Here is a 24,813-nt window from a genome sequence, read left to right on the forward strand (position 1 = left end):
CCCGCGAAGAATACGAAAAGGGCGCCCCCGGGGTGGGGGCGCCCTTCGCGTCTGGCGTTAGTCGGCGTAGCTGGGGAGCATGCGCTCGTGGGACTCGCGGAGTTCGGAGAGGCCGATGCTGAACAGCTCCTGCTGGTCGCCTTCGGGGCCGCGACCGGTGACGTGGAGGGCGTCGCCGCCCGCCACGCCGAGCTGGGAGACCGGGACGCCCGCCGACTCGCACAGGGCCGCCAGACGGCCCTCCGCGCCCGGACGGACGACGACCATGGCGCGGGCCACCGACTCGCTGAACAACGCGACGAACGGGTCGCCCTGCAGGGTGATGCGGGCGCCGAGGCCGCCGCGCAGGCACGACTCCACCAGCGTCTGCGAGAGACCGCCGTCGGAGAGGTCGTGCACGGCGTTGACCAGGCCGTCGCGGACGGCGGCGACCAGCACCGACGCCAGGGCCGCCTCGGCCTTCAGGTCGACCAGCGGCGGCAGGCCGCCCAGGTGGCCGTAGACCACGTGGGCCCATTCCGAGCCGCCGAACTCCTCGCGCGTCTCGCCGAGCAGGGCGATCGTGGCGCCGTCGGTGGCCAGCGACATGTTGACCCGGCGGCGGACGTCGTCGTGGACGCCGAGGACGCCGATGACCGGGGTCGGGTTGATCGGCGTGTCGCCCGTCTGGTTGTAGAAGCTGACGTTGCCGCCCGTCACCGGGATGCCGAGGTACTGGCAGGCGTCGGCGAGGCCCTCGACGGCGCGGGCGAACTGCCACATGACGCCCGGGTCCTCCGGGGAGCCGAAGTTCAGGCAGTTGGTGACGGCCAGGGGCCGCGCGCCGGTCGCGGCGACGTTGCGGAACGCCTCCGACAGTGCGAGCTGCGCGCCCGCGTAGGGGTCGAGCCGGGTGTAGCGGCCGTTGCCGTCCAGGGACAGCGCGATGCCCAGGCCCGACTCGTCGTCGATGCGGACCACGCCGGCGTTCTCGGGCATCGCCATGACGGTGTTGCCCAGGACGTACCGGTCGTACTGCGACGTCACCCACGTCTTGCCGGCGAGGTTCGGCGACCCGGCCAGCCACAGGACGGTCCGGCGGAGCTCGTCGCCGTTGGACGGACGGGTCAACCGGCCCGGCGTGTCGGACTGCAGGGCGCCGAGGTCGTGCGGGGGCGCCAGCGGGCGGTTGTAGACCGGGCCCTCGTCGGCGGCGGTGACCGGCGGGATGTCGACGATCGTCTCGCCCCGCCACGTCATGACCAGCCGGCGCGTGTCGGTGACCGTCCCGATCACGGTGGCCGGGATCTCCCAGCGCGCGCAGATCTCCATGAAGCGCTCGACCTTGGCGGGCTCCACCACCGCCATCATGCGCTCCTGCGACTCGCTCATGAGGATCTCCTCGGGGCGGAGCGTCTCGTCGCGGAGCGGGACGGCGTCGAGGTCGACGTGCATGCCGCCGGTGCCGGCCGCGGCCAGCTCCGTCGTCGCGCACGACACCCCGGCGGCGCCGAGGTCCTGGATGCCGACCACGAGGTCCTCGCGGAACAGCTCCAGGCAGCACTCGATGAGCAGCTTCTCCATGAACGGGTCGCCCACCTGGACCGACGGCCGCTTCTGGTGCGACTCCTCGTCGAAGGTGGCCGAGGCAAGGACGGACGCGCCGCCGATGCCGTCCGGGCCGGTCAGGGCGCCGAACAGGATCACCTTGTTGCCGGGACCGGGGGCCACCGCGCGCTTGATGTCCTCGTGCTTCATCACGCCGACGCACAGGGCGTTCACGAGCGGGTTCTGCTCGTAGCAGGCGTCGAAGACGGTCTCGCCGCCGATGTTGGGCAGGCCGAGCGAGTTGCCGTAGCCGCCCACGCCGGCGACGACGCCGGGCAGGACGCGCTGGGTGTCAGGGGCGTCGGCCGGGCCGAAGCGGAGCGAGTCCATGACGGCGATGGGGCGCGCCCCCATCGACATGATGTCGCGGACGATCCCGCCGACGCCGGTAGCGGCGCCCTGGTACGGCTCGACGTAGGACGGGTGGTTGTGCGACTCCACCTTGAAGGTGACCGCCCAGCCCTGGCCGATGTCCACGACACCGGCGTTCTCCCCCATGCCGACTAGGAGCTTGTCGGTCTTCGGGGCCTTGTCGCCGAACTGGCGCAGGTGCACCTTGGAGCTCTTGTAGGAGCAGTGCTCGCTCCACATGACGGAGTAGATCGCCAGCTCGGCCGACGTGGGTCGGCGTCCCAGGATGTGGCGGACGCGCTGGTACTCCTCCTCGTTCATCCCCAGCTCGGCGTACGGCTGCGGACGCTCGGGAGACGCGGCGGCGATGGCGACCGTGTCCGTGCCCTGGTCGTAGTGCGCGGGCGCCGCGATCGCCGGCTGCGGACCGGTGCTCCGACCGATGGCGGGCTGCGGGCCGGTGCCCGGGCCGACGGCGGGCTGGGGGCCCGTGCCGTGGCCGACGGCGGGCTGCGGACCCGTGCCGCGCCCGATCGCCGGCTGCGGGCCGGTGCCGGAACCGACGACGGGCTGAGGGCCCGATCCGGGGACGATCCTCGGCAGCGGGCCCGTCCCGGGGCGGACGGCGGGCAGGGGGCCCGTGCCGCGTCCGATCGCGGGCAGGGGGCCCGTGCCGTGCCCGAGGGCGGGCTGCGGGCCGGTGCCCGGGCCGACGGCGGGCTGAGGGCCCGTGCCGCGTCCGACGGTGGGCTGAGGGCCGGTTCCGTGCCCCAGGGCGGGCTGCGGGCCCGTACCGGGGCCTACGGCGGGCTGAGGGCCCGTTCCCCGGCCTACGGGAGGCTGAGGGCCGGTGGTGGGGCCTTGGGCCAGCGGGCCCGAGTTCAGGTCGATGAGGGGCTGCGGGCCGGTGCCCGGGCGAACGGCCGGCTGCGGGCCGGTGCCGTACCCCACGGCGGGCTGGGGGCCCGTACCGGAACCGACGGCGGGCTGCGGGCCGGTGCCATGGCCCACGGCGGGCTGCGGGCCCGTGCCGTGGCCGACCGGCGGCTGCGGGCCTGTGCCGGAACCAACGGTCGGCTGCGGGCCGGTGCCCGTGCCCCGGGCCGGCGGCGGGGCCGCGAAGGCGCTCAGGTCGGGCACGGTGAGTGACGGGTCCGCAACGGTGGACGTCGGGTCGCCGGCAGAGCGCTCCTCTTCCAGGGCCCGCGCGAACTCCGGGTCGGACTCCCCCTGGGACGCCGGAGGAGCCGGGAGCGGCCCCTCCTCGTTCAGCACGGGGATGGGCCCGGTGAAGGGCCCGGGGACCGGTTCGGCGGGCGGGTCCTGGGGGGCGGGCGGGTCCTCTTCGAGGATGGCCTTGAAACCCTCCGTCACCGCCGGGTTGACGGGCTGGAGCTCCGGGTCGTCCGCGTCGGACTTGAGCTCGCCGAGCCACTCCATCGAGGGCTCGTCCTCGTCTCGGGTGCCCCGTCCGGAAGCGTGGGGCCGTTGCTCACTCATGCGTTGACCAGTCTGTTGACGATCGAGGTGAAGAACCCGAGCCCGTCGGTGGACGGCCCGGTCAGCGACTCGACGGCGTGCTCGGGGTGGGGCATGAGGCCGACCACGTTGCCGGCCTCGTTGCAGATCCCGGCGATGTCGTCGAGGGAGCCGTTCGGGTTCAGGTCGAGGTAGCGGGCGACGATGCGGCCGGAGTCGGCCAGTTCGATCAGCGTCTCCCGGTCGGCGGTGTAGCGGCCGTCCCGGTTCTTCACCGGGATCACCAGTTCCTGGCCCTCGGTGTACTCACCGGTCCAGGCGGTGGAGGCGTTCTCGACGCGCAGCCGCTGGTCGCGGCAGACGAAGTGCAGGCCCGCGTTCGGGAGCAGCGCGCCGGGCAGCAGGTGCGTCTCGCACAGCACCTGGAAGCCGTTGCAGATGCCGAGGACCGGCAGGCCGTCGCCGGCGGCGGCCACGACCTCGGTCATCAGCGGCGCGAACCGGGCGATCGCGCCGGCCCGCAGGTAGTCCCCGTAGGAGAAGCCCCCGGGCAGGACGACGGCGTCGACCCCCTGGAGGTCGTGGTCGCCGTGCCAGAGGGCGACCGGCTCGGCGCCGGCCAGCCGCACCGCGCGTGCGGCGTCCTTGTCGTCAAGGGAACCTGGGAAGGTGATGATCCCAACCCGGGCAGCGTCCATCTGTTCTGTTCCTCCGAAATGAGGTGCGGCCGAGACGGTCGGGGATCTCCTCCGCCGATCAACCCCGATGCGCGTCGCATTCCCCCGCGCGCACGTCCCAATCTACCCGGCGTTGGGAATGAGGTTGCGGTCGAGGCGCCGTACGCGGGCCCCGTCGCTCCAGGTCAGCCGCTTCCGCAGGTGAACGACGGTGCCCCGGTCGGGCGTGGAGTCGATGTCCAGGTCGTCCACCAGCGCGCGCATGATGCCGATCCCGCGTCCCGACTCGCTCAGCACGCCCGGCTCCTGCGGGGCGGCCCGGAGCCCGCGGCCCCAGTCCACGATCTTGAGCAGGCAGGTGCCGCCGGCCACGTGCCCGGTCACCTCGTAGTCGCCGTTCGCGCGGGCGTGCTTGACGACGTTCGTACACGCCTCGGAGATGGCGACCAGCAGGTCGTCGACGCAGTCCTCGGAGACGCCCAGCCCCCGCAGGGCCTCCCCCGTCACCCGCCGGACCACCGGGATGCTCAGCGCGTCGCGCGGCAACGCGAGCGAGAACCTCATATCCACCCGGACACCTCGTGTCATGCTCCGGGCGTCCCGACCGTGCCCCCGGTCCCGGAGCGTGCTCGACGACTCAACGCAGCTAACACTTCCCCGGTGGAATCTTCCGTAATCGCCACAGTCACGGGCCCGTTACTTGGAACGCACCATGTCGCACCCGGGAACGGGCGGCGTCACGGGCCGGCTTCGGGCGCCCCCCGTGTCAAGGCCGCGCGGCGACGCCGGTCACAGACCGTGAACCCCCTAGAGAACGCGAACCTCGTAGTTCTCGATCACCGGGTTCGCCAGCAGCGTCTCGGCGATCTTGGCGACCTGCTCCAGGGCCGCCTCGTCGGCGTCCCCCTCCAGCTCGACCTCGAACCGCTTGCCCTGCCGCACCGCCACGACCCCGTCGAACCCCATCTGCGGCAGTTTGCGGGCGATCGCCTGCCCCTGCGGGTCGAGGATCTCCGGCTTGAGCATGACGTCCACGACGACACGCGCCACGGTCGCCCCCTCACTGATCTGCGCTTTTGCTTACGATCCTGAAGCGTACGGCACCATGGCCCATCACGAGCCATCAGCACCCCCCGGAGCCAGCCGATGAACATCGAGGACCTGACGCCCGTGGAGCGCCGCCTGTGGGAGGCGTTCCCCAAGGGCGAATCCGTCGACCTGTCGTCCGGCGACCAGGCGCTCGACGACGTCACACGCGCCGACCAGTGGGGACACGACCGGGCGGTCAGGGCCGAGGTCCTCGTGGCGCTGCTCGTCGGCGCGGTGGAGGCCGAGCCCGGGCAGGTCGCCGCCGTGCGGCTCGGCGGCGCCCGCATCACCGGCTCGCTGAACCTCGGGCACGCGGAGGTCGGCGTCCCGCTGGCGCTCACCGGCTGCGACTTCGACGAGGCCCCGCACCTGTACTGGGCGAGCATGAACAGCGTCCACCTGATGCGCTGCCGGCTGCCCGGCCTGATCGCCTCCGGCACCCGGGTGGACGGCCACCTGTGGCTGGAGGGCAGCCGCATCAACGGCGGCCTGTGGCTGGACGGGGCGAACATCACCGGCATCCTGAACATGTCGGGCGTGCACCTGTCCAACCCGGGCGGGGACGCGATGCTCGCCGACCGCCTCTCGGTCGAGGCGAACGTCTACTGCGACCAGGGGTTCACCGCCAACGGCGAGGTCCGGCTGCCGGGGGCCCGGGTCGGCGGCCAGCTGATCTTCCGCGGCGCCCGGCTGTACAACCCGTCCGGCGCCGCCCTGTACGCCAGCCGCCTGGACGTGGCCGCCAACGTGTTCTGCGACGGAGGGTTCAGCGCCGAGGGCGAGATCCGGCTCCGCGGCGGCCGCGTCGGCGGCTACCTGTCGTTCGTCGGCGCCCGCCTGTCCGCCCCCAAGCGGACTGCCCTGAACGCCGACGACCTGAGCGTGGAGACCGACATCTACTGCTCCGACGGGTTCACCGCCGTCGGCGCCGTCAGCTTCTCGGGGGCCCGCGTCACCGGGCAGCTCAGCCTGCGCGACGCCCGCCTGCTCCACGACGAGGGGACGGCGCTCGGCCTGCAGCGCCTCCAGGCGGAGGAGCTGCTGCTCCGCACGGCCGAGCCGATCAAGGGGACGGCGGACCTGTCCTACGCCCGCATCAACCTGCTGCGCGACGACGCGGCGTCCTGGCCGGAGCGCCTCCAGCTCGACGGCCTCCAGTACGAGACGCTCGAACCTCCGCTCACCGCCCGCGAGCGGCTGGCATGGCTGCGCCGCGACACCGACGGCTATGCTCCGCAGCCCTACGAGCGCCTCGCCCAGACCTACCGCTCCCTCGGCCTGGACGCCGACGGCCGTTCGGTCCTGCTCGCCAAGGCCCGGGACCGGCGCAAGACCCAGGGGCTCCCCCGCAAGGTCGTCGGCTGGCTCCAGGACGTCCTGGTCGGCTACGGCTACCGCCCGTTCCGCGCCGCGAGCTGGCTGGTCGGCCTCCTGGCCTTCGGGACGATCTTCTTCTCCATCAACAAGCCGGAGGTCCTGGACACCGGCCACAAACCACACTTCAACGCGTTCTTCTACACGCTCGACCTCCTCCTGCCCATCGGGAGCCTCGGCCAGGAGGTGGAGTTCGCCCCGAAGGGCACCGACCAGTGGATCGCGAACCTCATCGTCGCCGCGGGCCTGGTCCTCGGTCTGACGGTGGCGGCCGGCGCCACCCGGGCCCTTTCCCGCGAATAACCCCCGTTCCCTGCAAATCCCTACGAACGTGGATGTGGGGTGCGTCACGTCCGGATCACGGGGTAGGGCCCGGGGTACGACCTCCGGTGGAGGACTCGCATCGCGGTGGCGGGACTTGCGTCGCAGGGTGTGATGTCTGCCACGATGGCATTGCGGCTTTTGTCCCTTACCGGGGGCTGGGCCGTTGGCATCGGCCGGACGCGCGGCGACCCCGCGTGACGGCCCCGAACGAGGAGTGTCATCGATGACGATCGACTCCGTGCGCGGCGCGCCCGACACCCCGAAGGTCGCCGAGCCCGAACTCGTCCAGCTGCTCACCCCCGAGGGCGAGCGGGTCGAGCACCCGGACTACCCCCTGGACCTCAGCGCCGAGGACGTGCGCGGCCTGTACCGCGATCTGGTGATCGTGCGGCGGATCGACCAGGAGGCCGTGGCGCTCACCCGGCAGGGCGAGCTCGGCCTCTGGGCTTCGCTGCTCGGGCAGGAGGCCGCGCAGATCGGCTCCGGGCGGGCTGCGACCGCCAACGACATGGTGTTCCCCACGTACCGGGAGCACGGCGTCGCCTGGTGCCGGGACGTGGAGCCGCTGAAGCTGCTCGGCATGTTCCGGGGCATCAACCACGGCGGGTGGGACCCGAAGGAGCACGGCTTCCACCTGTACACCGTCGTGATCGGCAGCCAGACGCTGCACGCGACCGGGTACGCGATGGGCATCCAGCGGGACGGCGTGCTCGGCACCCCGTCGGCGGGCGCCACGATCGCCTACTTCGGGGACGGCGCCACGTCCCAGGGCGACGTGAACGAATCCTTCGTGTTCGCCTCGGTGTTCAACGCGCCGATCGTGTTCTTCTGCCAGAACAACCAGTGGGCCATCTCCGAGCCCCTCGAACGGCAGTCGCGGATCCCGCTCTACAAGCGGGCGCAGGGATTCGGCTTCCCGGGCGTCCGCGTGGACGGCAACGACGTGTTCGCCTGCCTCGCCGTCACCAGGAAGGCCCTGGAGAACGCGAGGACGGGCCAGGGCCCCACCCTCGTCGAGGCGTACACCTACCGGATGGGCGCCCACACCACGACCGACGACCCCACGCGCTACCGGCTGAAGGCCGAGGAGGAGGCGTGGAAGCTCAAGGACCCCATCGAGCGCGTCAAAGCGTACCTGGTGCGGGGCGACATGGCGGACGCGGGGTTCTTCCAGAAGGTGGAGGACGAGGCCAAGCAGATCACCAGGGAGCTGCGTGAGGCGTGCCTGGCGCTGCCCGACCCGGGACCGCTGTCGATGTTCGACCACGTGTACGGGGACGAGCACCCGCTGATGACCGAGGAGCAGGAGCAGTTCGCCGCCTACCTCGCGTCGTTCGAGGAGGAGTCGAAGTGAGCACCCTGACACTCGGCAAGGCCCTCAACGTGGGCCTGCGCAAGGCCATGGAGAACGACCCGAAGGTCCTCGTCATGGGCGAGGACGTCGGCAAGCTCGGCGGCGTCTTCCGCATCACCGACGGGCTCCAGAAGGACTTCGGGGAGGAGCGGGTCATCGACACCCCGCTCGCCGAGTCCGGCATCGTCGGGACCGCGATCGGGCTGGCGCTGCGGGGCTACCGGCCCGTGGTGGAGATCCAGTTCGACGGGTTCGTGTTCCCCGCCGCCGACCAGATCATCACGCAGCTCGCGAAGATGCGGATGCGCTCGCTCGGCGCGCTGGAGCTGCCGGTCGTCATCCGGATCCCGTGCGGCGGCGGCATCGGCGCGGTGGAGCACCACTCCGAGTCGCCGGAGGCGTACTTCACGCACACCGGCGGCCTGCGCGTCGTGGCGTGCTCGAACCCGGTGGACGCCTACTCGATGATCCAGCAGTCGATCGCCTCCCCCGACCCGGTGATCTTCTTCGAGCCGAAGCGCCGGTACTGGGACAAGGCGGAGGTCGACACCGACTCCACCGACTGGACGCCGCTGCACCGGGCGACGGTCGTCCGGCCGGGCGAGCACGTGACGCTGCTGGCCTACGGACCGTCGGTGAAGACGTGCCTGGAGGCCGCCGCGGCCGCCGCGGAGGAGGGGCGGTCCCTGGAGGTCATCGACCTTCGCTCGCTGAACCCGCTCGACATCGGCGCGGTGACGGACTCGGTGAACCGGACGGGGCGCTGCGTCGTCGTCCACGAGGCGCCGGTGTTCAACGGGTACGGCGCCGAGCTGGCCGCCCGGATCACCGAGAAGTGCTTCTACCGGCTGGAGTCGCCGGTGCTGCGCGTCGGCGGGTTCTCCACCCCGTACCCGCCGTCCCGCATCGAGGACCATTACCTGCCCGACCTCGACCGCATCCTGGACGCGGTCGACCGGACCTTCGCGTGGTGACGCCGGTGAGCCAGCCCAAACTGTTCAAACTGCCGGATGTGGGCGAGGGCCTGACGGAGGCCGAGATCGTCAAGTGGCACGTCCAGCCCGGCGACACCGTCGAGGTGAACCAGACGATCGTCGAGATCGAGACGGCGAAGGCGATCGTGGAGCTGCCCTGCCCGTTCGAGGGCGTGGTGACCGAGCTGATGGTCACCGAGGGGCAGACCGTGGACGTCGGGGTCCCGATCATCGCGGTGGACGCGGGGGGCGAGGGCGGCGTGGCGACGCCGGTGTCCGAGCCCCCGGCGCAGGCGGCCGCGCTCCGCGAGGAGGGCGTCCCCACGGCCAACGATCCCGGCACGGTGTTGCCGCAGGAGCAGCCGAAGCGCACGCCCGTCCTCGTCGGCTACGGCGTGAAGGAGGGGACGACCAGGCGCCGTCCCCGCAAGGGGGCCAACGGTGCCGCGCCAGCGGCGTCCGCGGCTCCGCCCGCCCCAGCCCCGGCACCGGCACCGGCACCCGCGCCCGCCCCGCAGGCGCCGCCGGCGCCCGGCCCGAGTCCTTCGGGGAACGGGCTGCCGCTGGCCAAGCCGCCCGTCAGGAAGATGGCCAAGGACCTCGGGCTGGACCTCGCCTCCATCACGGGCTCCGGCCCGCAGGGCTCGATCACGCGCGAGGACGTCCTCGCCGCGCAGGCCGGGGCCCAGGCTCCCGCCGGCGCGCCGACCGTCCAGGCGGGCCCGCGCGAGGAGCGGATCCCCGTCAAGGGCGTCCGCAAGGCGACCGCCGCGGCGGTGTCCGGTTCGGCGTTCACCGCTCCGCACGTCACCGAGTTCCTCCAGGTGGACGTGACGCGGACGATGGAGACCGTCAAGCGGCTCCGCGAACTGCCCGAGTTCGCGGACGTGAAGGTGTCGCCCCTGCTGCTGGTGGCGCGCGCGCTGCTCACGGCTGTGGCGCGCAACCCGATGGTGAACTCCACGTGGGTGGACGGCCCGAACGGCGCGGAGATCGTCCTCAAGCGCTACGTGAACCTGGGGATCGCGGCGGCCACCGATCGCGGCCTCATCGTCCCCAAGATCAAGGATGCGCAGGACCTCGACCTGCCGGGCCTCGCGCGGGCTCTGAACGAGCTGGCGGCGAAGGCGCGCGCGGGCAAGGCGTCCCCCGCCGACCTGTCCGACGGGACGATCACGATCACGAACGTCGGCGTGTTCGGCGTGGACTCCGGGACCCCGATCATCACCCCGGGCGAATCCGCGATCCTGGCGTTCGGCCAGGTCCGGGACATGCCGTGGGTGCACGAGGGCGAGCTCGCGATCCGCAAGGTGACCACGCTGGCGCTCTCGTTCGACCACCGCATCGTGGACGGCGAACTGGGCTCCCGCGTTCTGCGCGACGTCGGGGACATGCTCGAGGACCCGATCCGCATGCTCGCCTGGAGCCGCTGACGGCTTCGGCAGTTCCGTGGGGGCCGGCTTCGGCCGGCCCCCACGTCTGTCTGGGCCACCGTCCGCTTTGCGCCTGGGGTGGCCGGTCTGAGCCCCCAGAAGCCGTCGGACGCGCGCTGCGGCAGGGGCCGAGCCGGGCCAACGGAAGCGCGCATTGATGACATCGCGGCTGTATTGGTGACATCGCGACTGTATTAGCGACATCGCGACTATATCGCCAAATTCACGCGCGACGGCTTGCGCACCTTCCTCGGGGCGAGCACCGGCGAATACCAGTCCTCTCGAACTCGAATACCATCAATACCGAGGACGCTAGATCATTTTACGTCCAGAGCGACGCACCCTCGGGTAGGCGCGAAGTGCAACTGCGCAGCTCTGACGTTCCGCGTTCAAGGCCGCATATGGCGTCCCTCCTGGCCGATATCGCAGTGCCGTTGCGTTGACAGCCAATGATTCATGCACTCGACGCCAATGACACTCAGCCGAGCGACTGCGATTGTCGGTGAGTGAAGACACCTCGTAGGCCTGCACCCGGAAAAGGCTCAGGCCCGAGGAACGCCACCCATCAGATCCGCCGTGTACGCCGCGACAGCGCTGCCCGGCAAGATCAGCAGAAGGAGAGACTCATGGCGATCAGTGAATCGCGCAGGCCGACCGCGCGCGCCACGAACGCTCTGGAGCGTGCGAGGTCACCGATCATCAGGAAGGCCGTCATGCTGGGGTCCGCCCTCGCGCTCGCGTCGGGCATGATGGCCGCGCCGGCTCAGGCCGCCGCCGCCCACGCCGACGCGACGGCCACCGCCACCACGGCCTCCAGCAGCGTCCGGAAGGGGGCCTGGCACTTCTGGAAGAGCTACTGGACCGAGGCCAAGTGCGTGGCCGCCGGTAAGCGGGTTCTGGCTTCGAACCCTGCTCGCTACAAGGCAGCCTTGTGCGACCCCGGGTACGGCACCGACGGCCGCCTGAAGTGGCATCTGTACATCTACATCTGACGGCCTGGAAGAGGACGGGGTCCGCGTCGCCTGAGTCCCGGTCAGGAGACGGGGACCTTGTCGACCTTGCCGAAGGGGCCCGCGTTGAAGGTCACGGACGTGACGTTGCCAGGCGGGGCGGGCAGGTAGACGAAGCCTCGAACGGGCTCGTTGACCGCCGTGCGGAAGACGGCCCGTCCAGGATCGACATAGTTGGTGGGACGTCCAGGCGTCGGAGGGCCGACACGGACGGCGCGGTAGACGTCCTTCTTGCCCGGCACCTGGATCGAGAACGAACCGAACACCCCGCCCGGATAGCTCGGATTCGGGTAGGACGCGTCCGGCGGCGTGGTGCCCGGCCCCTCGTTCACGATGTCGAACACGGCGACGATGTAGGCGCCGTCCCGGTAGAAGGGTTTGACCTCAAGGCGCCTCTTGGCTGAGCCAAAGGGAGCCGTGCGGGACACCACCTTCTGGCCGTCCTGCGCACGGAAGGCGGCCGGTGAGCCGGAACCCGGCGCGGTCGACTTGAGCTGGTAGGTGAGGTCGACGCCGTCGCCGTCCTGCCGCCCGTTGGACGTGTAGGTGAATCCGGTGCCGAGCCTGGTCTTCATCTCGTTCAGCAGCGCCTGGGCCCGGTCTCCGGACACCTTCGCGTCATTGGCGTTCGCCACGAACGTCAGGGCCCCGGCCGCCTGCGACTTGATCTGTTGGGCGACCCCGTCCAGGACCGCCTTGGCACCGCTCTTCAGCTTGCCTGAATTCGCCTCGAACAGGGCATCGCTCCGCAGGCTGACCGTGACGCTCGATCCGCTGGACGCGACGGTCCGGTCCTCCCCCTCGACGATGTCGTACAGGTCGACGGGGTTGCCACTTGGCGCGCTCGTCGGGGGCGACGGCGACACGGTGCCGGAAGGGGACGTCGTGGGGGACGGGGAGGTCGTGATCGGGGACGGGGCTCCCGCCATGAACGGCTCCGCCCCGACCTCCGGCTCGGCCCCGACCGACGGAGAAGACGACGCCGAGGGAGACGACGGGGACGACGGAGCCGACCCGCTCGGCGGCGCGGACGAAGCGGACGGCGTCCCGGACGCGGACGGCGTCGCCGACGCGGCCGTCACCGGGATGCCGCTGAACTCGCCGGCCGTCCCGGGCGTGATCGCGGTGACCTTCTGGACGGCAGCCGGGAGGGGCGGATACTCGGCGGCCATCTCGCGGGACGTGCCGGGCGTGAAGCCGGAGCCGCTGGTGGTGCCGGTCGGCTTGTAGAGCCGGCGCCCGGCCGTGTCGATGAGCGCGATTTCGAACGGGACCGACTTCACCGACGAGTCCAGCGACGTCACGCTGTAGCGCAGCACCGACTTGGCGGCCTGCCGCTCGACGCCCTTGATGTCCACGCGCGCGTGCAGGCCGTCCGCGCCGCCGAACCAGCCCTCCTTGGAGAACTCGCCCGCCGGCTGGACGACGGGGCGGGCGCCGCCCGCGCGCACGGTCGGCGGGGCGACCTTCTCGGCCCGGTCGGCATCGGCGCATCCGGCGACGAGGAGCAGGCCGGCAAGAGAGACGGCGAGGGGCAGCGCACGCATCGGTCATCCGGTCGGGAGGGGACGGGCGAGGGACCCGGGCAACAGTAGTCAACCGCGACAGCCCCCGCCATAACGCCGGCGAGGGGCACCGCTCGGAAGGCCTCCGCCCCGGAGCCGATCCCGGGAACGGTCGCTACATGGACGCGGTGGAGGACGGGCCGGGGGCCCGCAGGACGCGGTCGATCAACGTGTGCAGGTGGGAGCGGAACCGCTCGATCGTCTCGGGGGTGAGGGTGCTGCGGTAGCCCTGCGGCAGCGGAGCGATGTCGCGCCAGGGCGCGGGCTGATCACCGTGGTCGGGTACGCCGTAGGTGACGAACCCGGTCATCGACCACACCAGGGTCCACAGCATGTAGTCCACGTCGATGTCGGGGGCCAGCAGCGGCCGCGCCGCGTCGGCGACCAGGTTGGTCAGCGGTCGCTCGTAGCTCAACTCCAGATCGGCGCTGGCGGCGGCGTCTCCCAGCCACCGATGCAGCCACAGGCGGGCGATGTGGGGATGTGACAGATGGAAGTCCAGGTAGATGTCCGCCAGATCGTGCAGCCCCTGTGCCGACAGGGGCAAGGACGCGGACGCCTCCTCGAGCATCGACCGCTCCGCCATGTGGGCCCGTTCCATCACGGAGTGGTACAGCGCCGTCGTGCCCCCGGTCAGGTCCACGACGGTGGCGGTGTCCACTCCGGCGGCCGCGGCGATCATGCCGGCGGTCGTGCCGTCGAAACCCAGCTCGGCGAACAACCGGGTCGCGGTCTGGGTGATCTGCTCCCGGACAGAGTCCTCGTCCACGACGATCACTCTAGGTGCCGCTTCCACCCCGGAACGCGATCGGCAGGTGAAGGCGGCTTCAGGATTCAGTGCCGCGCAGAGGGGCGCGGCCATGGCCGGGGGGCGCGAGCACCGCGGGGGGGTCGGCCACCTGACAGCGCTGTGGCCCCGCCCGGGCGGGCGGGGCCACAGCGGTCGCTCTGGTGCTAGAACGCGTCTTCGGGGAGGTCCATCACGTCCAGGGTGGTGGACTCGGTGACGGCGCGGTCCGAGGCGAGGCGGGGCAGGACGGTCTGGCAGAAGAACTGCGCGGCCGCGACCTTGCCGGTGTAGAACGCCTTGTCGGAGCCGGACACGTCCCCGCCGCCGAGCGCGTTCAGGGCGACCTCGGCCTGGCGGCACAGCAGCCAGCCGACGATCAGGTCGCCGAGGCCGAGGAGCAGGCGCGAGGAGTTCAGCCCGACCTTGTACAGCTCCTTCGGGTTCTCCATCGAGGAGAGCGCCCAGCCGACCATCGGGTCGAGGATGCCCTGCACGTCGTCGAGGGCCCGGCCCAGCAGCGCGCGCTCGTTCTTGAGGCGGCCGTTGCCGGCCTCGGACTCGGCGAACTCCCGGATCTGGCCGACGAGCACCTTCAGCGCCTCGCCGTTGTCCCGCAGGATCTTGCGGAAGAACAGGTCCTGGCCCTGGATCGCGGTGGTGCCCTCGTACAGGGTGTCGATCTTGGAGTCGCGGATGTACTGCTCGATCGGGTACTCCTGCAGGAAGCCGGACCCGCCGAGCGTCTGGAGCGACTCCGCGCCGAGCAGCGCGTAGGCCCGCTCGGAGCCGAAGCCCTTGACGATCGGCAGCAGGAGGTCGTTGACCTTCTCGGCCGTCTCGTCCTTGCGGCCCTCGAACTCCGCGACCTGCACGGCGTCCTGGTAGGACGCGGTGAGCAGCACGAGCGCGCGCATGCCCTCGGCGTAGGCCTTCTGGGTCATGAGGCTGCGCCGGACGTCCGGGTGGTGGGTGATCGTCACCCGCGGAGCGGTCTTGTCCGTCATCTGCGTCATGTCCGCACCCTGCACGCGCTCCTTGGCGTACTCCAGCGCGTTCAGGTAGCCGGTCGAGAGGGTGGCGATGGCCTTGGTGCCGACCATCATCCGGGCGTACTCGATGACGAGGAACATCTGCCGGATGCCCTGGTGGACGTCGCCGACCAGGTAGCCGATCGCCGGGTGCTTCTCGCCGAGGGTCAGCTCGCAGGTCGTGGAGACCTTGAGGCCCATCTTCTTCTCGACGTTGGTCACGTAGGCGCCGTTGCGCTCGCCGAGCTCACCGGTCTCCACGTCCACCAGGTACTTGGGGACGAGGAACATCGACAGGCCCTTGGTGCCCGGTCCGGCGCCCTCGGGGCGGGCCAGCACCAGGTGGAAGATGTTCTCGGCCATGTCGTGCTCGGCCGAGGTGATGAAGCGCTTGACGCCCTCGATGTGCCAGGTGCCGTCCGGCTGCTGGACGGCCTTGGCGCGCCCGGCGCCGACGTCGGAGCCGGCGTCCGGCTCGGTCAGCACCATCGTGGCGCCCCACTGCCGCTCGAGCGCCAGCTCGGCGAACTTCTTCTGCTCGGGCGTGCCGATGTGCCAGAGGATCTGCGCGAAACCGGGGCCGGAGGCGAACATGTAGACGGCCGGGTTGGCGCCCAGCACCTGCTCCGCGACGGCCCAGGTGAGCGAGCGCGGAGCGCCGCTGCCGCCGAACTCGGGGGCGAGGTCGAGCCGGTACCACTCGGCGTCCATCCACGCCTTGTACGACTTCTTGAAGCCCTCCGGCATCGCCACGGCGCCCGTGGCCGGGTCGAACACCGGCGGGTTGCGGTCGGCGTCCTCGAAGGAGGCGGCGAGCGGGCCCTCGGCCAGCCTGTTCACCTCGTCGAGGATGCTGCGCACCGTGTCCTCGTCCAGTTCGGCGTACGGGCCGCTGCCGAGGAGGTCCTGGCGCCTGAACACCTCGAAGAGGTTGAACTCCAGGTCCCGGAGGTTGCTCTTGTAGTGCCCCATTCGAGACTCCGTCTGGTTCCGGCGGCGACCGGCGGCCCCGCTGCGTACTGGTCAGTAACTCAACATCATGCTACCCGCTGGTAACCACTGACAACCACCCCATTCGGGCGGTTTCGGGGGAGGCAGGCCACATCGATACCACGCGTCCGCCCGCCGCGTGACCGAAGTCACCGAGCGGCCCCGAAACCGCACCCTCATACGGCCCGCGCGCGAGGGGTGGCAAGATCGAGCGGGCGCGAATTCACCGCGGTGCACGAGGAGGTGCGCATTGAAGCAGGATGAGGCGGCCGCTCCCAGGCTGACCGTCATCGGGACCGGGTACCTCGGTGCCACGCACGCGATCTGCATGGCCGTGCTGGGCTACGAGGTCCTCGGCGTGGACGTCGACCGGCGCAAGATCGAGCGGCTGGCGTCCGGCGAGGTTCCGATCTTCGAGCCGGGGCTGCCGGAGCTGCTCACGAAGGCGCTCGACTCGGGCCGGCTCCGGTTCACCACCTCCTTCGCGGAGGCCGGCGAGTTCGGGGACGTCCACTTCATCTGCGTGGGGACGCCCCAGAAGGCCGACTCGGACGCCGCCGACCTGACCTACGTCGACGCCGCCGTCCGCTCCCTCGCGCCGCACCTGCGCCGCAGGTCGCTCGTGGTCGGCAAGTCCACCGTGCCGGTCGGGACGGCCGCGCGCCTCACCGGCCTCGTGCAGGAGCTGGCGCCCGCCGGGGCCGACGTCGAGCTGGCGTGGAACCCCGAGTTCCTCCGCGAGGGCTTCGCCGTGGACGACACCCTGCGCCCCGACCGGCTGGTGTTCGGCGTCGCGTCCGACTGGGCGCACGAGCGGCTGCGGGCCGCGTTCAAGCCGGTCCTCGACCTCGGCACGCCGGTGATTCGGACGGACCTCGCGACCGCCGAGCTGGTCAAGGTCGCGGCCAACTCCTTCCTCGCCACCAAGATCTCCTACATCAACGCGATGGCCGAGGTCTGCGAGGCGGTCGGCGCCGACGTCAAGGACCTCGCCGACTCGCTCGCGCTGGACGACCGGATCGGCGGCAAGTTCCTGCGCCCCGGGCTCGGGTTCGGCGGCGGCTGCCTGCCCAAGGACATCCGGGCGTTCGCGCACCGCGCGGAGGAGATCGGCGTCGGCCAGGCCGTGGCGTTCCTGCGCGAGGTGGACGACATCAACCGGCGGCGCCGGGCCCGCACCGTCGACCTCGTCCGGGAGCTGCTCGGCGGCGACTTCGCCGGGAAGCGCGTCGCCGCGTGGGGCGCCGCGTTCAAGCCGAACTCCGACGACATCCGGGACGCGCCCGCGCTGGACGTGGCGCGCACGATCCACGGCCTGGGCGGGGACGTCCGCGTCTACGACCCGGTCGCCCTCGACAACGCCCGCCGCGCGTTCCCCGAGCTGACCTACGGCGAGAGCGCGTTCGACGTGGCGCGGGACGCCGACGTCGTCGTCCTGCTGACCGAGTGGTCGGACTTCCGGGAGGTCGAGCCGGAGGCGCTGGCCGGGGTCGTCCGGCACAAACGGGTCGTGGACGGACGGCACGCGCTCGACGCCGCCCGCTGGCGCGCGGCCGGCTGGGAGTACCGCGCCCTCGGCCGCTCCTAGCGGGGAACACCCCGCGCCAGGGGGCCGTTGACGTCATCGAGGGCCCCGCTGAGGCGAGCGGTCTCTCCCGGACGAGGTGCACCGTACCCGGCAGGCGAAGACGGCGCGTGACAGCAGTCGTCTCGCATTCCGGGAGTGCCGTCATGGCCTGGATCCTCGTCATCGTCGCCGGCCTCTTCGAGGTCGCCATGGCCCTGTGCCTGAAGGCAAGCAAGGGCTTCACCCAACCGCTGGAGTCGGCGGGATTCCTCGTGTTCGCCGTCGCGAGCTTCGGCCTCCTCACCGTCGCCCTGAAGCACCTGGAGGTCGGTACCGCCTATGCCGTCTGGGTCGGCATCGGAGCCGTCGGGACCGCGGTCCTCGGCATGCTCGTCATGGGCGACGAGGTCTCCGCGACGCGGATCGTCGCGCTCGCGTTCATCGTCCTCGGGGTCGTCGGCCTGAACCTCGCCGGGGGCGGGGGCCACTGACGGCCAGGTGCGGCCATCGATTTCGCAGGTCAGCAAAGTTCTTAGGAACGTAATCTCCCGTAACAGCGTCTATGGGACGAAGAGAGCGCGGGGAGTCGCTCGAACACGGGAGGACGGACCTTGGTCTTCAAGAAGCTGCGTCAGGCGATGGGCATCGGCGGCCCCTCGATCGAGACGGTTCTGCACGACCCGAACACCACGCCCGGCGGCGTCGTCACCGGCGAGATCGCCATCATCGGAGGCCAGTTCAACTCCGACATCAAGGCGGTGAACCTCGCCCTGCGCACCAGGGTCGAGGTCGAGTCGGGCGACAACGAGTACACCTCCAACCTGGAGTACTCCAAGATGCCGGTCGCGGGCGGGTTCAGCCTGCAGGAGGGTGCGCGGCACAGCATCCCGTTCCAGTTCCCGATCCCGTGGGAGGCGCCGCTCACCCACATGTACGGGCGCCCTCTGCACGGGACGACGGTCGGGCTGGCGACGGAGCTGGAGGTCGCGGGCGCGCTCGACCCGGGCGATCTCGACCCCATCGTCGTCCACCCGCTGCCCGCGCAGGAGCGCATCCTCGTGGCGTTCTCCAACCTCGGCTTCCAGTTCCGGAACGCCGACTGCGAGAAGGGCCGCATCTGGGGCGTCCACCAGGAGCTGCCCTTCTACCAGGAGATCGAGTTCTACCCGCCGGGCCAGTACGCGCGCGGCATCAAGCAGCTCGAAGTGACGTTCGTGTCCTACCCGCAGTCGATGGAGGTCGTGCTGGAGCTCGACAAGCGCGGCGGGGTGTTCACCGAGGGCCATGACGCGTTCAGCCGGTTCACGGTCGACTACGCGACCGTCGAGCACACCAACTGGGAGCAGCAGCTCGACGGCTTCCTGCAGGAGGCCGGCCGCCGCCGGGGCTTCTTCTAGCCCGCCGGCAAGCCGTACACGGGGGATCCCCTCCGCGATGTTGATCGCGGAGGGGATCTCCGCGTAGAAAGAGGTCCCGTGCCCCAGCCCCCCGGACTCAACGACGCGGAACGGCGCCTTTGGACGGCGTTCCCCACCGGTTCGACCGTCGTCCTCGGCGACGACCGCCCGGCCGGCCCCCTGCCCGACCGCATCGTCCGCGCGGAGATCATCACCCGGCTGCTGCTCGGGGAGCGCGAGGCCCGTCCCGGCGCGGTCGCGGCCGTCCGGCTCCGCGGCGCCTACGTCACCGGGCGGCTGGACGTCTCGGGCGGCCGCGTCGAGGCCGAACTGCTCCTGGAAAACTGCCGGCTCGTCGAGGAGGCGGTGTTCGCCAACGCCGAGACGCGCCAGCTCCGGTTCTCCGGCTGCCGGATGCCCGGCTTCGACGGCGGCGGCCTGCGCGTGGACGGCTTCCTCAGCCTGTCCGGGTCGGAGATCGAGGGGGAGGTCCGGCTGCCGCGGGCGCAGATCCTCGGCGGCCTGCGGATGAACGGGACGCGGGTCACCGCGTCCGCGCCGGAGAAGTGGGCGGTCTCCGGCGGCGCGCTCGTCGTGGACGCCGGGGCGTTCATCAGGGACGCCGAGATCACCGGCGGGGTGCGGTTCGTGGGCGCGCGGATGAACGGCGGGCTGTTCATGGAGCGCACCACCCTCGTCAACCCGGGCCGCATCGCCCTGGACGCGCAGAACATGGTCGTCGAGGACACCGCGGAGCTGAGCCACGGGTTCAAGGCGCTCGGCACCGTCCGGCTGCGCAGCGCCCGCGTCAACGGCATCCTTTCGTTCTCCAAGGGCCGGCTCGACTCCTCCGACCCGGCGCGGATGGCGCTGCACGCCAGCCACATGCAGGTCGACGAGCTGCTGCTGTGGCCGGAGGAGAAGATCAGGGGCCGGGTGTCGCTGTTGTACTCCCGGATCGACCTCATCCAGGACCACCCGGACATCTGGCCGGACGAGCTGTACCTCGACGGCCTGACGTACCAGACGCTGCGCGGCGGCAAGTTCAAGGACCGGCTCAGCTGGGTGTCGCGGGACACGCAGTTCCGCCTCCAGCCGTACGAGCAGCTCGCCGGCTGGTACCACGGCATCGGCCACGACGATCTGGCCCGGAAGGTGCAGCTCGCCAAGATGCGGGCGCGGCGCCGCATGCTGCACCCGGTCGCCCGCGCGTGGAACCACGTGCTCGACTGGACGGTGGGGTTCGGCTACCGGCCCTGGCTGGCGTTCGCGTGGTTCGCCGCCCTGCTGGCCGTCGGGACGACGGTGTTCTCGATGGAGCACCCGCGACCGGTCAAGCCGCAGAACGAGCTGCCCTCCTTCCACGCGCTGATCTACACGCTGGACCTGCTGATCCCCCTCGACACGTTCGGGCAGCAGCTCTCCTACGACGCGGTGAACTGGTCCCGCTGGGTGGGGTACGCGCTGGTCGCGACGGGATGGGTGCTGGTGACGGCGCTGATCGCCGGCGCGGCCCGGGTGCTGCGCCCGAACTGAGCCGCCGCCCGAAACGGGAGGGCACCGAACCAGGGCACCGCCCCGGGCGTCATTCCGGGGTAGGGGATCCACGAGAATGGGACGCCATGGGCACGTATCTGATCACGGGGGCGACGGGCGGCATCGGCACGGCGGTGGCGGAGCTGCTGCGCGAACGCGGGCACGACCTCCTCCTCACCGGCCGCTCCCCCGAGCGCCTCGACGGCCTCGCCGCGACGCTGCGCGGGGGCGCGAACGCCGCCACGCAGGTCATCAACCGGGGCGCGGTCGCCTCGCCACCGCGCGCCGCGGCCATCGGCACGATCCCGCTCGACCTGACGGAGCCGCGCCGCATCGAGGCGTCGCTCGCGGAGGCCGGGATCCCCGTGCGGCTGGACGGCGTCGTACACGCGGCGGGCATGGTGCATCTGGGGACGGTCGCCGACACCGAGGCCGACGAGTGGATGGAGCACCTGTCGGTCAACCTCGTGTCGGCCGCGGAGCTGACGCGGCTGCTGCTGCCCGCGCTGCGCGCCGCCGAGGGCCACGTCGTGTTCGTCAACTCCACCGCGGGGCTGCGCGCCAACCCGGAGTGGTCGGCGTACGCGGCGAGCAAGTTCGGCCTGCGCGCGCTGGCCGACTCGCTGTGCGCGGAGGAGCCGTCCCTGCGCGTCACGACCGTCTACCCGGGGCGGACGGCCACGGACATGCAGCGCAGGGTTCGCGCCCAGGAGGGCCACCCTTACGCCGAGGACGACTTCGCCGCCCCTGAGACCGTGGCGCGCGTGCTGGTCGCCGCGCTGGAGACGCCCCGGGACGCCGTGGTCTCGGACGTCACCGTCCGGCCGAACCCGTCGCGGAGCTGACGGCCGCGTCGCCGCACCACGGCGACACGGCCGCCCTCCGTCGTGGCGGACGACGGGGCGTCCTCGTCCACGCCCCGTCGCCGGCCGTCAGGCGGGAGTGGTCGCCCGCCGCCGTGCCGCCAGCGCCAGCCCGCCGCCCGCGAGGACCGTGGCCAGACCCGCCCCGGCGAGCGCGGAGCTCGTCCCGGTGGAGGTGCCGCCGCCACCCGTCTCCACGCCCTCGGTGGGAATGACGCGGAGCTTGCGCAGGTACTTGACGTCGATGAACCCGTGCCGGAGCTGCACCGGGACATTTCCGCGGATCTCGGTGAAACCCTTCTTCTTGCAGTCGGCCCATGGCTTCGCATGGTACTTCAGAACGCCCACGACCTTCGAATGCACATTCGGCATCTCGTGGACGTTGAGTCCGTGCGGCGCCGTGACGAGGTACTCGCAGAGCTCGACGTCCGTCTGCGCCTGCGCCGTACCGGCCCCCATCACCGCGAACGCCCCCGCGGCCGCTCCCGCGGCGGCCACGGCCATCGCTTGTCGCACGCTCATCCTTCTCCCCCTGATCGTTCCTTTTGGTGGGCGATGTCGCCCGCCTCAGGGGGACCGATACCCGACGAAGATCAAGAAGAGCCATGGTGACGACAAAACAATGGAGTCGCCAGATTATCGTCTATTCGCAATAAAAAGCATTTAGAGCCGAATTCTGGACAACACGCCGAGCGACCCTCAGGGCGCCTCGATCTTGCCGCGGCGCAGGAACCAGGAGGCGAGGACGCCGCCGAGCAGCCCGAACAGGTGGCCCTGCCACGAGATGGTGGGGTCGCTCGGGAGGACGCCGAGCAGCATCGTCCCGTACACGGCGACGACGGCGACCGCGATGGCGATGTCCGGCAGCCGCCGCTCGAAGATCCCGCGTCCCACCAGGTAGCCGAAGAACCCGAAGATCAGGATGCTCGACCCGAGGGTGTTGGCGGAGCTGAGGAACCACACCCCGAGCCCGCCGACCACGATGATGATCAGGCTGGCGGCCAGGAACTTCGCGATGCCCCGCGCCGCCGCGACGAAGCCGAGGATCAGGAACGGGACCGTGTTGGCCATCAGGTGCCCGAAGCCCGCGTGCATGAACGGCGCGGTGAAGATGTCGGGGAGGTCGTCCACGTCGCGCGGCTGGATCCCGAACCGGTCGAGCCACCCGTTCGTCGTGTAGTCGACCGCCTCCAGCACCCACATCGCGGCGGTCACGATGAGGATCAGCACCGCGGACGACAGGGCGCGGACGCCGTGCTTCGCCAGTCCCTCGGAACGCTGCCGGTCGGGGGTATAGCTCATGTCAGCCACCGTAAAGTCTGTACGTCCCTGAAACCGTCAACGAGCGGGACGGCCGGAAGGTGCCGACGACCTCGCGGCGGCGGCCTGCTGCTAGGCGGCCCTCTCCTGGGCGGCCGGCGCGTGCTCCGGCTCGGAGGCGTCACCGCGCACCACGATCACCGGCAGCGGCCGCCGCGCCGGGGCGTCGGCCGTCCGGCGCAGGTAGCGCCGCTCCTCGGGGGTCGTACCGCCCCAGATGCCGTCGGGTTCCCCCACCCGCAGCGCCCACGCGAGGCAGTCGGCCTTCACGGGGCAGTTGGAGCAGATCGCCTTCGCGGCGTCCTCCTGCGCCTGGAGCAGCGGCGCCGAGTAGCCGATCGGGAAGAACAGGTCAGGGTCGGCCCCGCGGCAGATGGCGTGGTCGCTCCAGTGTTCCTCGTTCTCGTTCTTGTGCATTGACTTCTCCCTGCGCGGCGATGAGACCGCCGTCCGAGCCGGGGATCTCCACTCAGCGTAGTACTACGCATCGTAGTACTACAAGACATGGGCGAACGCTGCAACTTAGCGCCCGGATAACCTTGGAGGTGTGCAGAGTGATCAAGAAGTGACCTTCCGCGAGGCGACGGTGGACGATCTCCCTGAGATCGTCCGGCTTCTCGCCGACGATCCCCTGGGATCCACACGCGAAACACCGGGGGAGAAGATCCCGGAGGCCTACTTCAGGGCGTTCGCCGCGATCGAGAAGGACCCCAACAACAGCCTGGTCATCGCCGAGGTCGCCGGGGCGGTCGCCGGCACGCTGCAGCTCACCTTCATCCCCGGCCTCACCTACACCGGCTCCGAGCGCGCCCAGATCGAGGGCGTCCGGGTGGCCGCCGAGCAGCGCGGCAGCGGGATCGGCCAGCTCATGATCAACTGGGCGATCGACCAGGCCCGCGCCCGCGGCTGCCGCGTCGTCCAGCTCACCACCGACCGCCAGCGCCCCGACGCGATCCGCTTCTACCAGAAGATCGGCTTCCGCCCGTCCCACATGGGGATGAAGTACCACCTCACCTGAGCCGCGCCCCCGCGACGGCTCGCGGCGGGATCACCGCGGGTTCACGGCGTGGCGGCCGGGACGAGGGCGTCCCGCCACCGGGCGGTGTCGGTGTACTGGTGCAGCCAGGAGATCCTCCCGTCAGTGACGCGCCACAGATGCGCGAACTCCGCCTCGTACGAACGGCCGGTGGCCCTGGCCGTCCCCCGGTAGCGCCCGGTCACCACGACGAGGCCGTCCCCCGTCTCATGCCAGGTCTCGGCGTAGGGGGCCGTTTCGAACTCGGCGAAGACCGCTCCCCACACGCGGGCGAGCGTCTCCTCGGGCCCTTGGAAGGCGCCGCCGGCGCCGCACGGCAGCCCGGGCGCGGTGTGCGCCTCGAAATCCGGGTGGAGGAGGGCGAGGATCGCCGCCCCGTCGCCCGCCTGGGCCGCGGTGTAGAAACCCTTGACGATCTCGGACGCCGCCATGGCCGCTCCTCGTTGTTTTGGAGACGCTGTTCTAGAATCCTCTCACTACTATCATCGGAAGGACGTGCATGGGTAGGCCCGCCAAGTTCAGCGAGGACCGGATCCTCGACGCCGCGCTCGCGGTGACGGCCGAGGGCGGGCCCGCCGCCGCCACGATCGCCGCCATCGCCGACCGCCTCGGGGCGCCCTCCGGTTCGCTGTACCACCGCTTCGGGTCGCGCGACCTGCTGCTCGCCACCCTGTGGACCCGGTGCGTCCGCCGCTTCCAGGACGGTTTCGTCGCCGCCCTGGACGCCGACGACGCCGAGGCGGCCGCCCTGCACACGCCCCGGTGGTGCCGCGAGAACCCCGCCGAGGCCGCCGTCCTGCTCCTGCACCGCCGCCGCGACCTCGCCGCCGCCTGGCCCGCCGAACTCGCCGAGCCGCTCGACGCCCTGAACGCCCGCGCGGCGGGCGCGCTGACCGCCTTCGCCCGGCGCCACGGCGTCGACCGCGACCGGCTGGTCTTCGCCACCGTCGACGTCCCCTACGGCGCGGTCCGCCGCCACCTGCTCGACCGCCGGCCCCCGCCGGCGCGGGTCGACGAACTGATCGCCACCACCTGCCGCGCCGTGCTCGCTCCCTAGCGGCCGCGAAGG

Annotated in this window: 23 protein-coding genes and 1 riboswitch; of the genes, 12 read left to right on the forward strand and 11 right to left on the reverse strand. The window is 71.3% G+C overall.

What is annotated here, in order from left to right:
* Positions 1-57 precede the first annotated feature (57 nt).
* From purL to purS, 4 genes are all read right to left on the reverse strand, one after another.
* Complete coding sequence (purL, locus tag K4S16_RS19330; protein WP_160160960.1) at positions 58-3,438, reverse strand: phosphoribosylformylglycinamidine synthase subunit PurL; 3,381 nt, start codon at positions 3,436-3,438, stop codon at positions 58-60.
* A complete protein-coding gene (purQ, locus tag K4S16_RS19335; RefSeq protein ID WP_149260379.1) occupies positions 3,435-4,115 on the reverse strand; it encodes a phosphoribosylformylglycinamidine synthase subunit PurQ in 681 nt (226 codons plus the stop codon). Before purQ ends, purL begins: the two co-directional genes overlap by 4 nt.
* Positions 4,116-4,217: 102 nt before the next feature.
* The gene (locus tag K4S16_RS19340) at positions 4,218-4,658 is read right to left on the reverse strand and encodes an ATP-binding protein (protein ID WP_235036918.1); all 441 of its coding nucleotides are present in this window, start codon (positions 4,656-4,658) and stop codon (positions 4,218-4,220) included.
* A gap of 243 nt (positions 4,659-4,901) precedes the next feature.
* Positions 4,902-5,144, reverse strand: a complete 243-nt coding sequence (purS, locus tag K4S16_RS19345; protein WP_149260381.1) for a phosphoribosylformylglycinamidine synthase subunit PurS — start codon at positions 5,142-5,144, stop codon at positions 4,902-4,904.
* 96 nt (positions 5,145-5,240) lie between these two features.
* Between purS and K4S16_RS19350 the strand changes: the two genes are divergently transcribed.
* From K4S16_RS19350 to K4S16_RS19370, 5 genes are all read left to right on the forward strand, one after another.
* Complete coding sequence (locus K4S16_RS19350; RefSeq protein WP_149260382.1) at positions 5,241-6,860, forward strand: hypothetical protein; 1,620 nt, start codon at positions 5,241-5,243, stop codon at positions 6,858-6,860.
* A 244-nt stretch (positions 6,861-7,104) separates the two neighbouring features.
* Complete coding sequence (gene pdhA, locus K4S16_RS19355; RefSeq protein ID WP_149260383.1) at positions 7,105-8,235, forward strand: pyruvate dehydrogenase (acetyl-transferring) E1 component subunit alpha; 1,131 nt, start codon at positions 7,105-7,107, stop codon at positions 8,233-8,235.
* A complete protein-coding gene (locus tag K4S16_RS19360) occupies positions 8,232-9,209 on the forward strand; it encodes an alpha-ketoacid dehydrogenase subunit beta (RefSeq protein ID WP_149260384.1) in 978 nt (325 codons plus the stop codon). Before pdhA ends, K4S16_RS19360 begins: the two co-directional genes overlap by 4 nt.
* A gap of 5 nt (positions 9,210-9,214) precedes the next feature.
* Positions 9,215-10,642, forward strand: coding sequence for a dihydrolipoamide acetyltransferase family protein (locus tag K4S16_RS19365; RefSeq protein ID WP_149260385.1), 1,428 nt, complete (start codon positions 9,215-9,217; stop codon positions 10,640-10,642).
* 626 nt (positions 10,643-11,268) lie between these two features.
* The gene (locus tag K4S16_RS19370) at positions 11,269-11,634 is read left to right on the forward strand and encodes a hypothetical protein (RefSeq protein ID WP_149260386.1); all 366 of its coding nucleotides are present in this window, start codon (positions 11,269-11,271) and stop codon (positions 11,632-11,634) included.
* A gap of 41 nt (positions 11,635-11,675) precedes the next feature.
* Here the strand turns inward: K4S16_RS19370 and K4S16_RS19375 are convergent, their stop codons facing one another.
* The 3 genes from K4S16_RS19375 to K4S16_RS19385 form a co-directional block, all read right to left on the reverse strand.
* Entirely contained in the window at positions 11,676-13,199 is a 1,524-nt protein-coding gene (locus K4S16_RS19375; RefSeq protein ID WP_149260387.1) for a hypothetical protein, read from the reverse strand.
* A 133-nt stretch (positions 13,200-13,332) separates the two neighbouring features.
* On the reverse strand, positions 13,333-13,986 hold the full coding sequence (locus tag K4S16_RS19380; RefSeq protein WP_235036919.1) for a TetR/AcrR family transcriptional regulator: 654 nt from the start codon (positions 13,984-13,986) through the stop codon (positions 13,333-13,335).
* 185 nt (positions 13,987-14,171) lie between these two features.
* Complete coding sequence (locus K4S16_RS19385) at positions 14,172-16,007, reverse strand: acyl-CoA dehydrogenase (RefSeq protein ID WP_149260389.1); 1,836 nt, start codon at positions 16,005-16,007, stop codon at positions 14,172-14,174.
* Positions 16,008-16,353: 346 nt separating this feature from the next.
* On the opposite strand from K4S16_RS19385, the gene K4S16_RS19390 reads away from it, so the two are divergent.
* The 5 genes from K4S16_RS19390 (at position 16,354) to K4S16_RS19410 (ending at position 21,370) form a co-directional block, all read left to right on the forward strand.
* Positions 16,354-17,613 carry a UDP-glucose/GDP-mannose dehydrogenase family protein gene (locus tag K4S16_RS19390; RefSeq protein WP_235036961.1) on the forward strand — a complete coding sequence of 420 codons (1,260 nt, stop codon included), beginning with the start codon at positions 16,354-16,356 and terminating at the stop codon, positions 17,611-17,613.
* Between the two features lie 45 nt (positions 17,614-17,658).
* Positions 17,659-17,723: riboswitch (guanidine-III (ykkC-III) riboswitch) on the forward strand.
* A gap of 33 nt (positions 17,724-17,756) precedes the next feature.
* On the forward strand, positions 17,757-18,083 hold the full coding sequence (locus K4S16_RS19395; protein ID WP_149260391.1) for a multidrug efflux SMR transporter: 327 nt from the start codon (positions 17,757-17,759) through the stop codon (positions 18,081-18,083).
* Between the two features lie 120 nt (positions 18,084-18,203).
* On the forward strand, positions 18,204-18,989 hold the full coding sequence (locus K4S16_RS19400) for a sporulation protein (RefSeq protein ID WP_149260392.1): 786 nt from the start codon (positions 18,204-18,206) through the stop codon (positions 18,987-18,989).
* A 78-nt stretch (positions 18,990-19,067) separates the two neighbouring features.
* Positions 19,068-20,525, forward strand: a complete 1,458-nt coding sequence (locus tag K4S16_RS19405; protein ID WP_149260393.1) for a hypothetical protein — start codon at positions 19,068-19,070, stop codon at positions 20,523-20,525.
* 86 nt (positions 20,526-20,611) lie between these two features.
* Entirely contained in the window at positions 20,612-21,370 is a 759-nt protein-coding gene (locus K4S16_RS19410; RefSeq protein WP_149260394.1) for an SDR family oxidoreductase, read from the forward strand.
* Positions 21,371-21,457: 87 nt separating this feature from the next.
* On the opposite strand, the gene K4S16_RS19415 is transcribed toward K4S16_RS19410, so the two are convergent.
* The 3 genes from K4S16_RS19415 to K4S16_RS19425 form a co-directional block, all read right to left on the reverse strand.
* Positions 21,458-21,910 (reverse strand): hypothetical protein, encoded by a 453-nt coding sequence (locus tag K4S16_RS19415; RefSeq protein WP_149260395.1) that lies wholly within the window; start codon positions 21,908-21,910, stop codon positions 21,458-21,460.
* A gap of 177 nt (positions 21,911-22,087) precedes the next feature.
* Positions 22,088-22,690 (reverse strand): rhomboid family intramembrane serine protease, encoded by a 603-nt coding sequence (locus tag K4S16_RS19420; protein WP_149260396.1) that lies wholly within the window; start codon positions 22,688-22,690, stop codon positions 22,088-22,090.
* A gap of 90 nt (positions 22,691-22,780) precedes the next feature.
* Positions 22,781-23,125: a WhiB family transcriptional regulator gene (locus tag K4S16_RS19425; RefSeq protein WP_149260397.1), complete on the reverse strand. Its 345-nt coding sequence runs from the start codon at positions 23,123-23,125 to the stop codon at positions 22,781-22,783.
* Positions 23,126-23,273: 148 nt separating this feature from the next.
* Here K4S16_RS19425 and K4S16_RS19430 point away from each other — a divergent pair, with 148 nt between their 5' ends.
* Positions 23,274-23,726 carry a GNAT family N-acetyltransferase gene (locus K4S16_RS19430; RefSeq protein WP_149260737.1) on the forward strand — a complete coding sequence of 151 codons (453 nt, stop codon included), beginning with the start codon at positions 23,274-23,276 and terminating at the stop codon, positions 23,724-23,726.
* Positions 23,727-23,767: 41 nt separating this feature from the next.
* Here K4S16_RS19430 and K4S16_RS19435 read toward each other — a convergent pair whose 3' ends face one another.
* Complete coding sequence (locus K4S16_RS19435; protein ID WP_149260398.1) at positions 23,768-24,175, reverse strand: nuclear transport factor 2 family protein; 408 nt, start codon at positions 24,173-24,175, stop codon at positions 23,768-23,770.
* Between the two features lie 68 nt (positions 24,176-24,243).
* On the opposite strand from K4S16_RS19435, the gene K4S16_RS19440 reads away from it, so the two are divergent.
* The gene (locus K4S16_RS19440; RefSeq protein WP_149260399.1) at positions 24,244-24,801 is read left to right on the forward strand and encodes a TetR/AcrR family transcriptional regulator; all 558 of its coding nucleotides are present in this window, start codon (positions 24,244-24,246) and stop codon (positions 24,799-24,801) included.
* Positions 24,802-24,813: the final 12 nt, after the last annotated feature.

Source organism: Actinomadura sp. K4S16, assembly GCF_008327685.1.
In the GTDB taxonomy this organism is placed as follows: domain Bacteria; phylum Actinomycetota; class Actinomycetes; order Streptosporangiales; family Streptosporangiaceae; genus Spirillospora.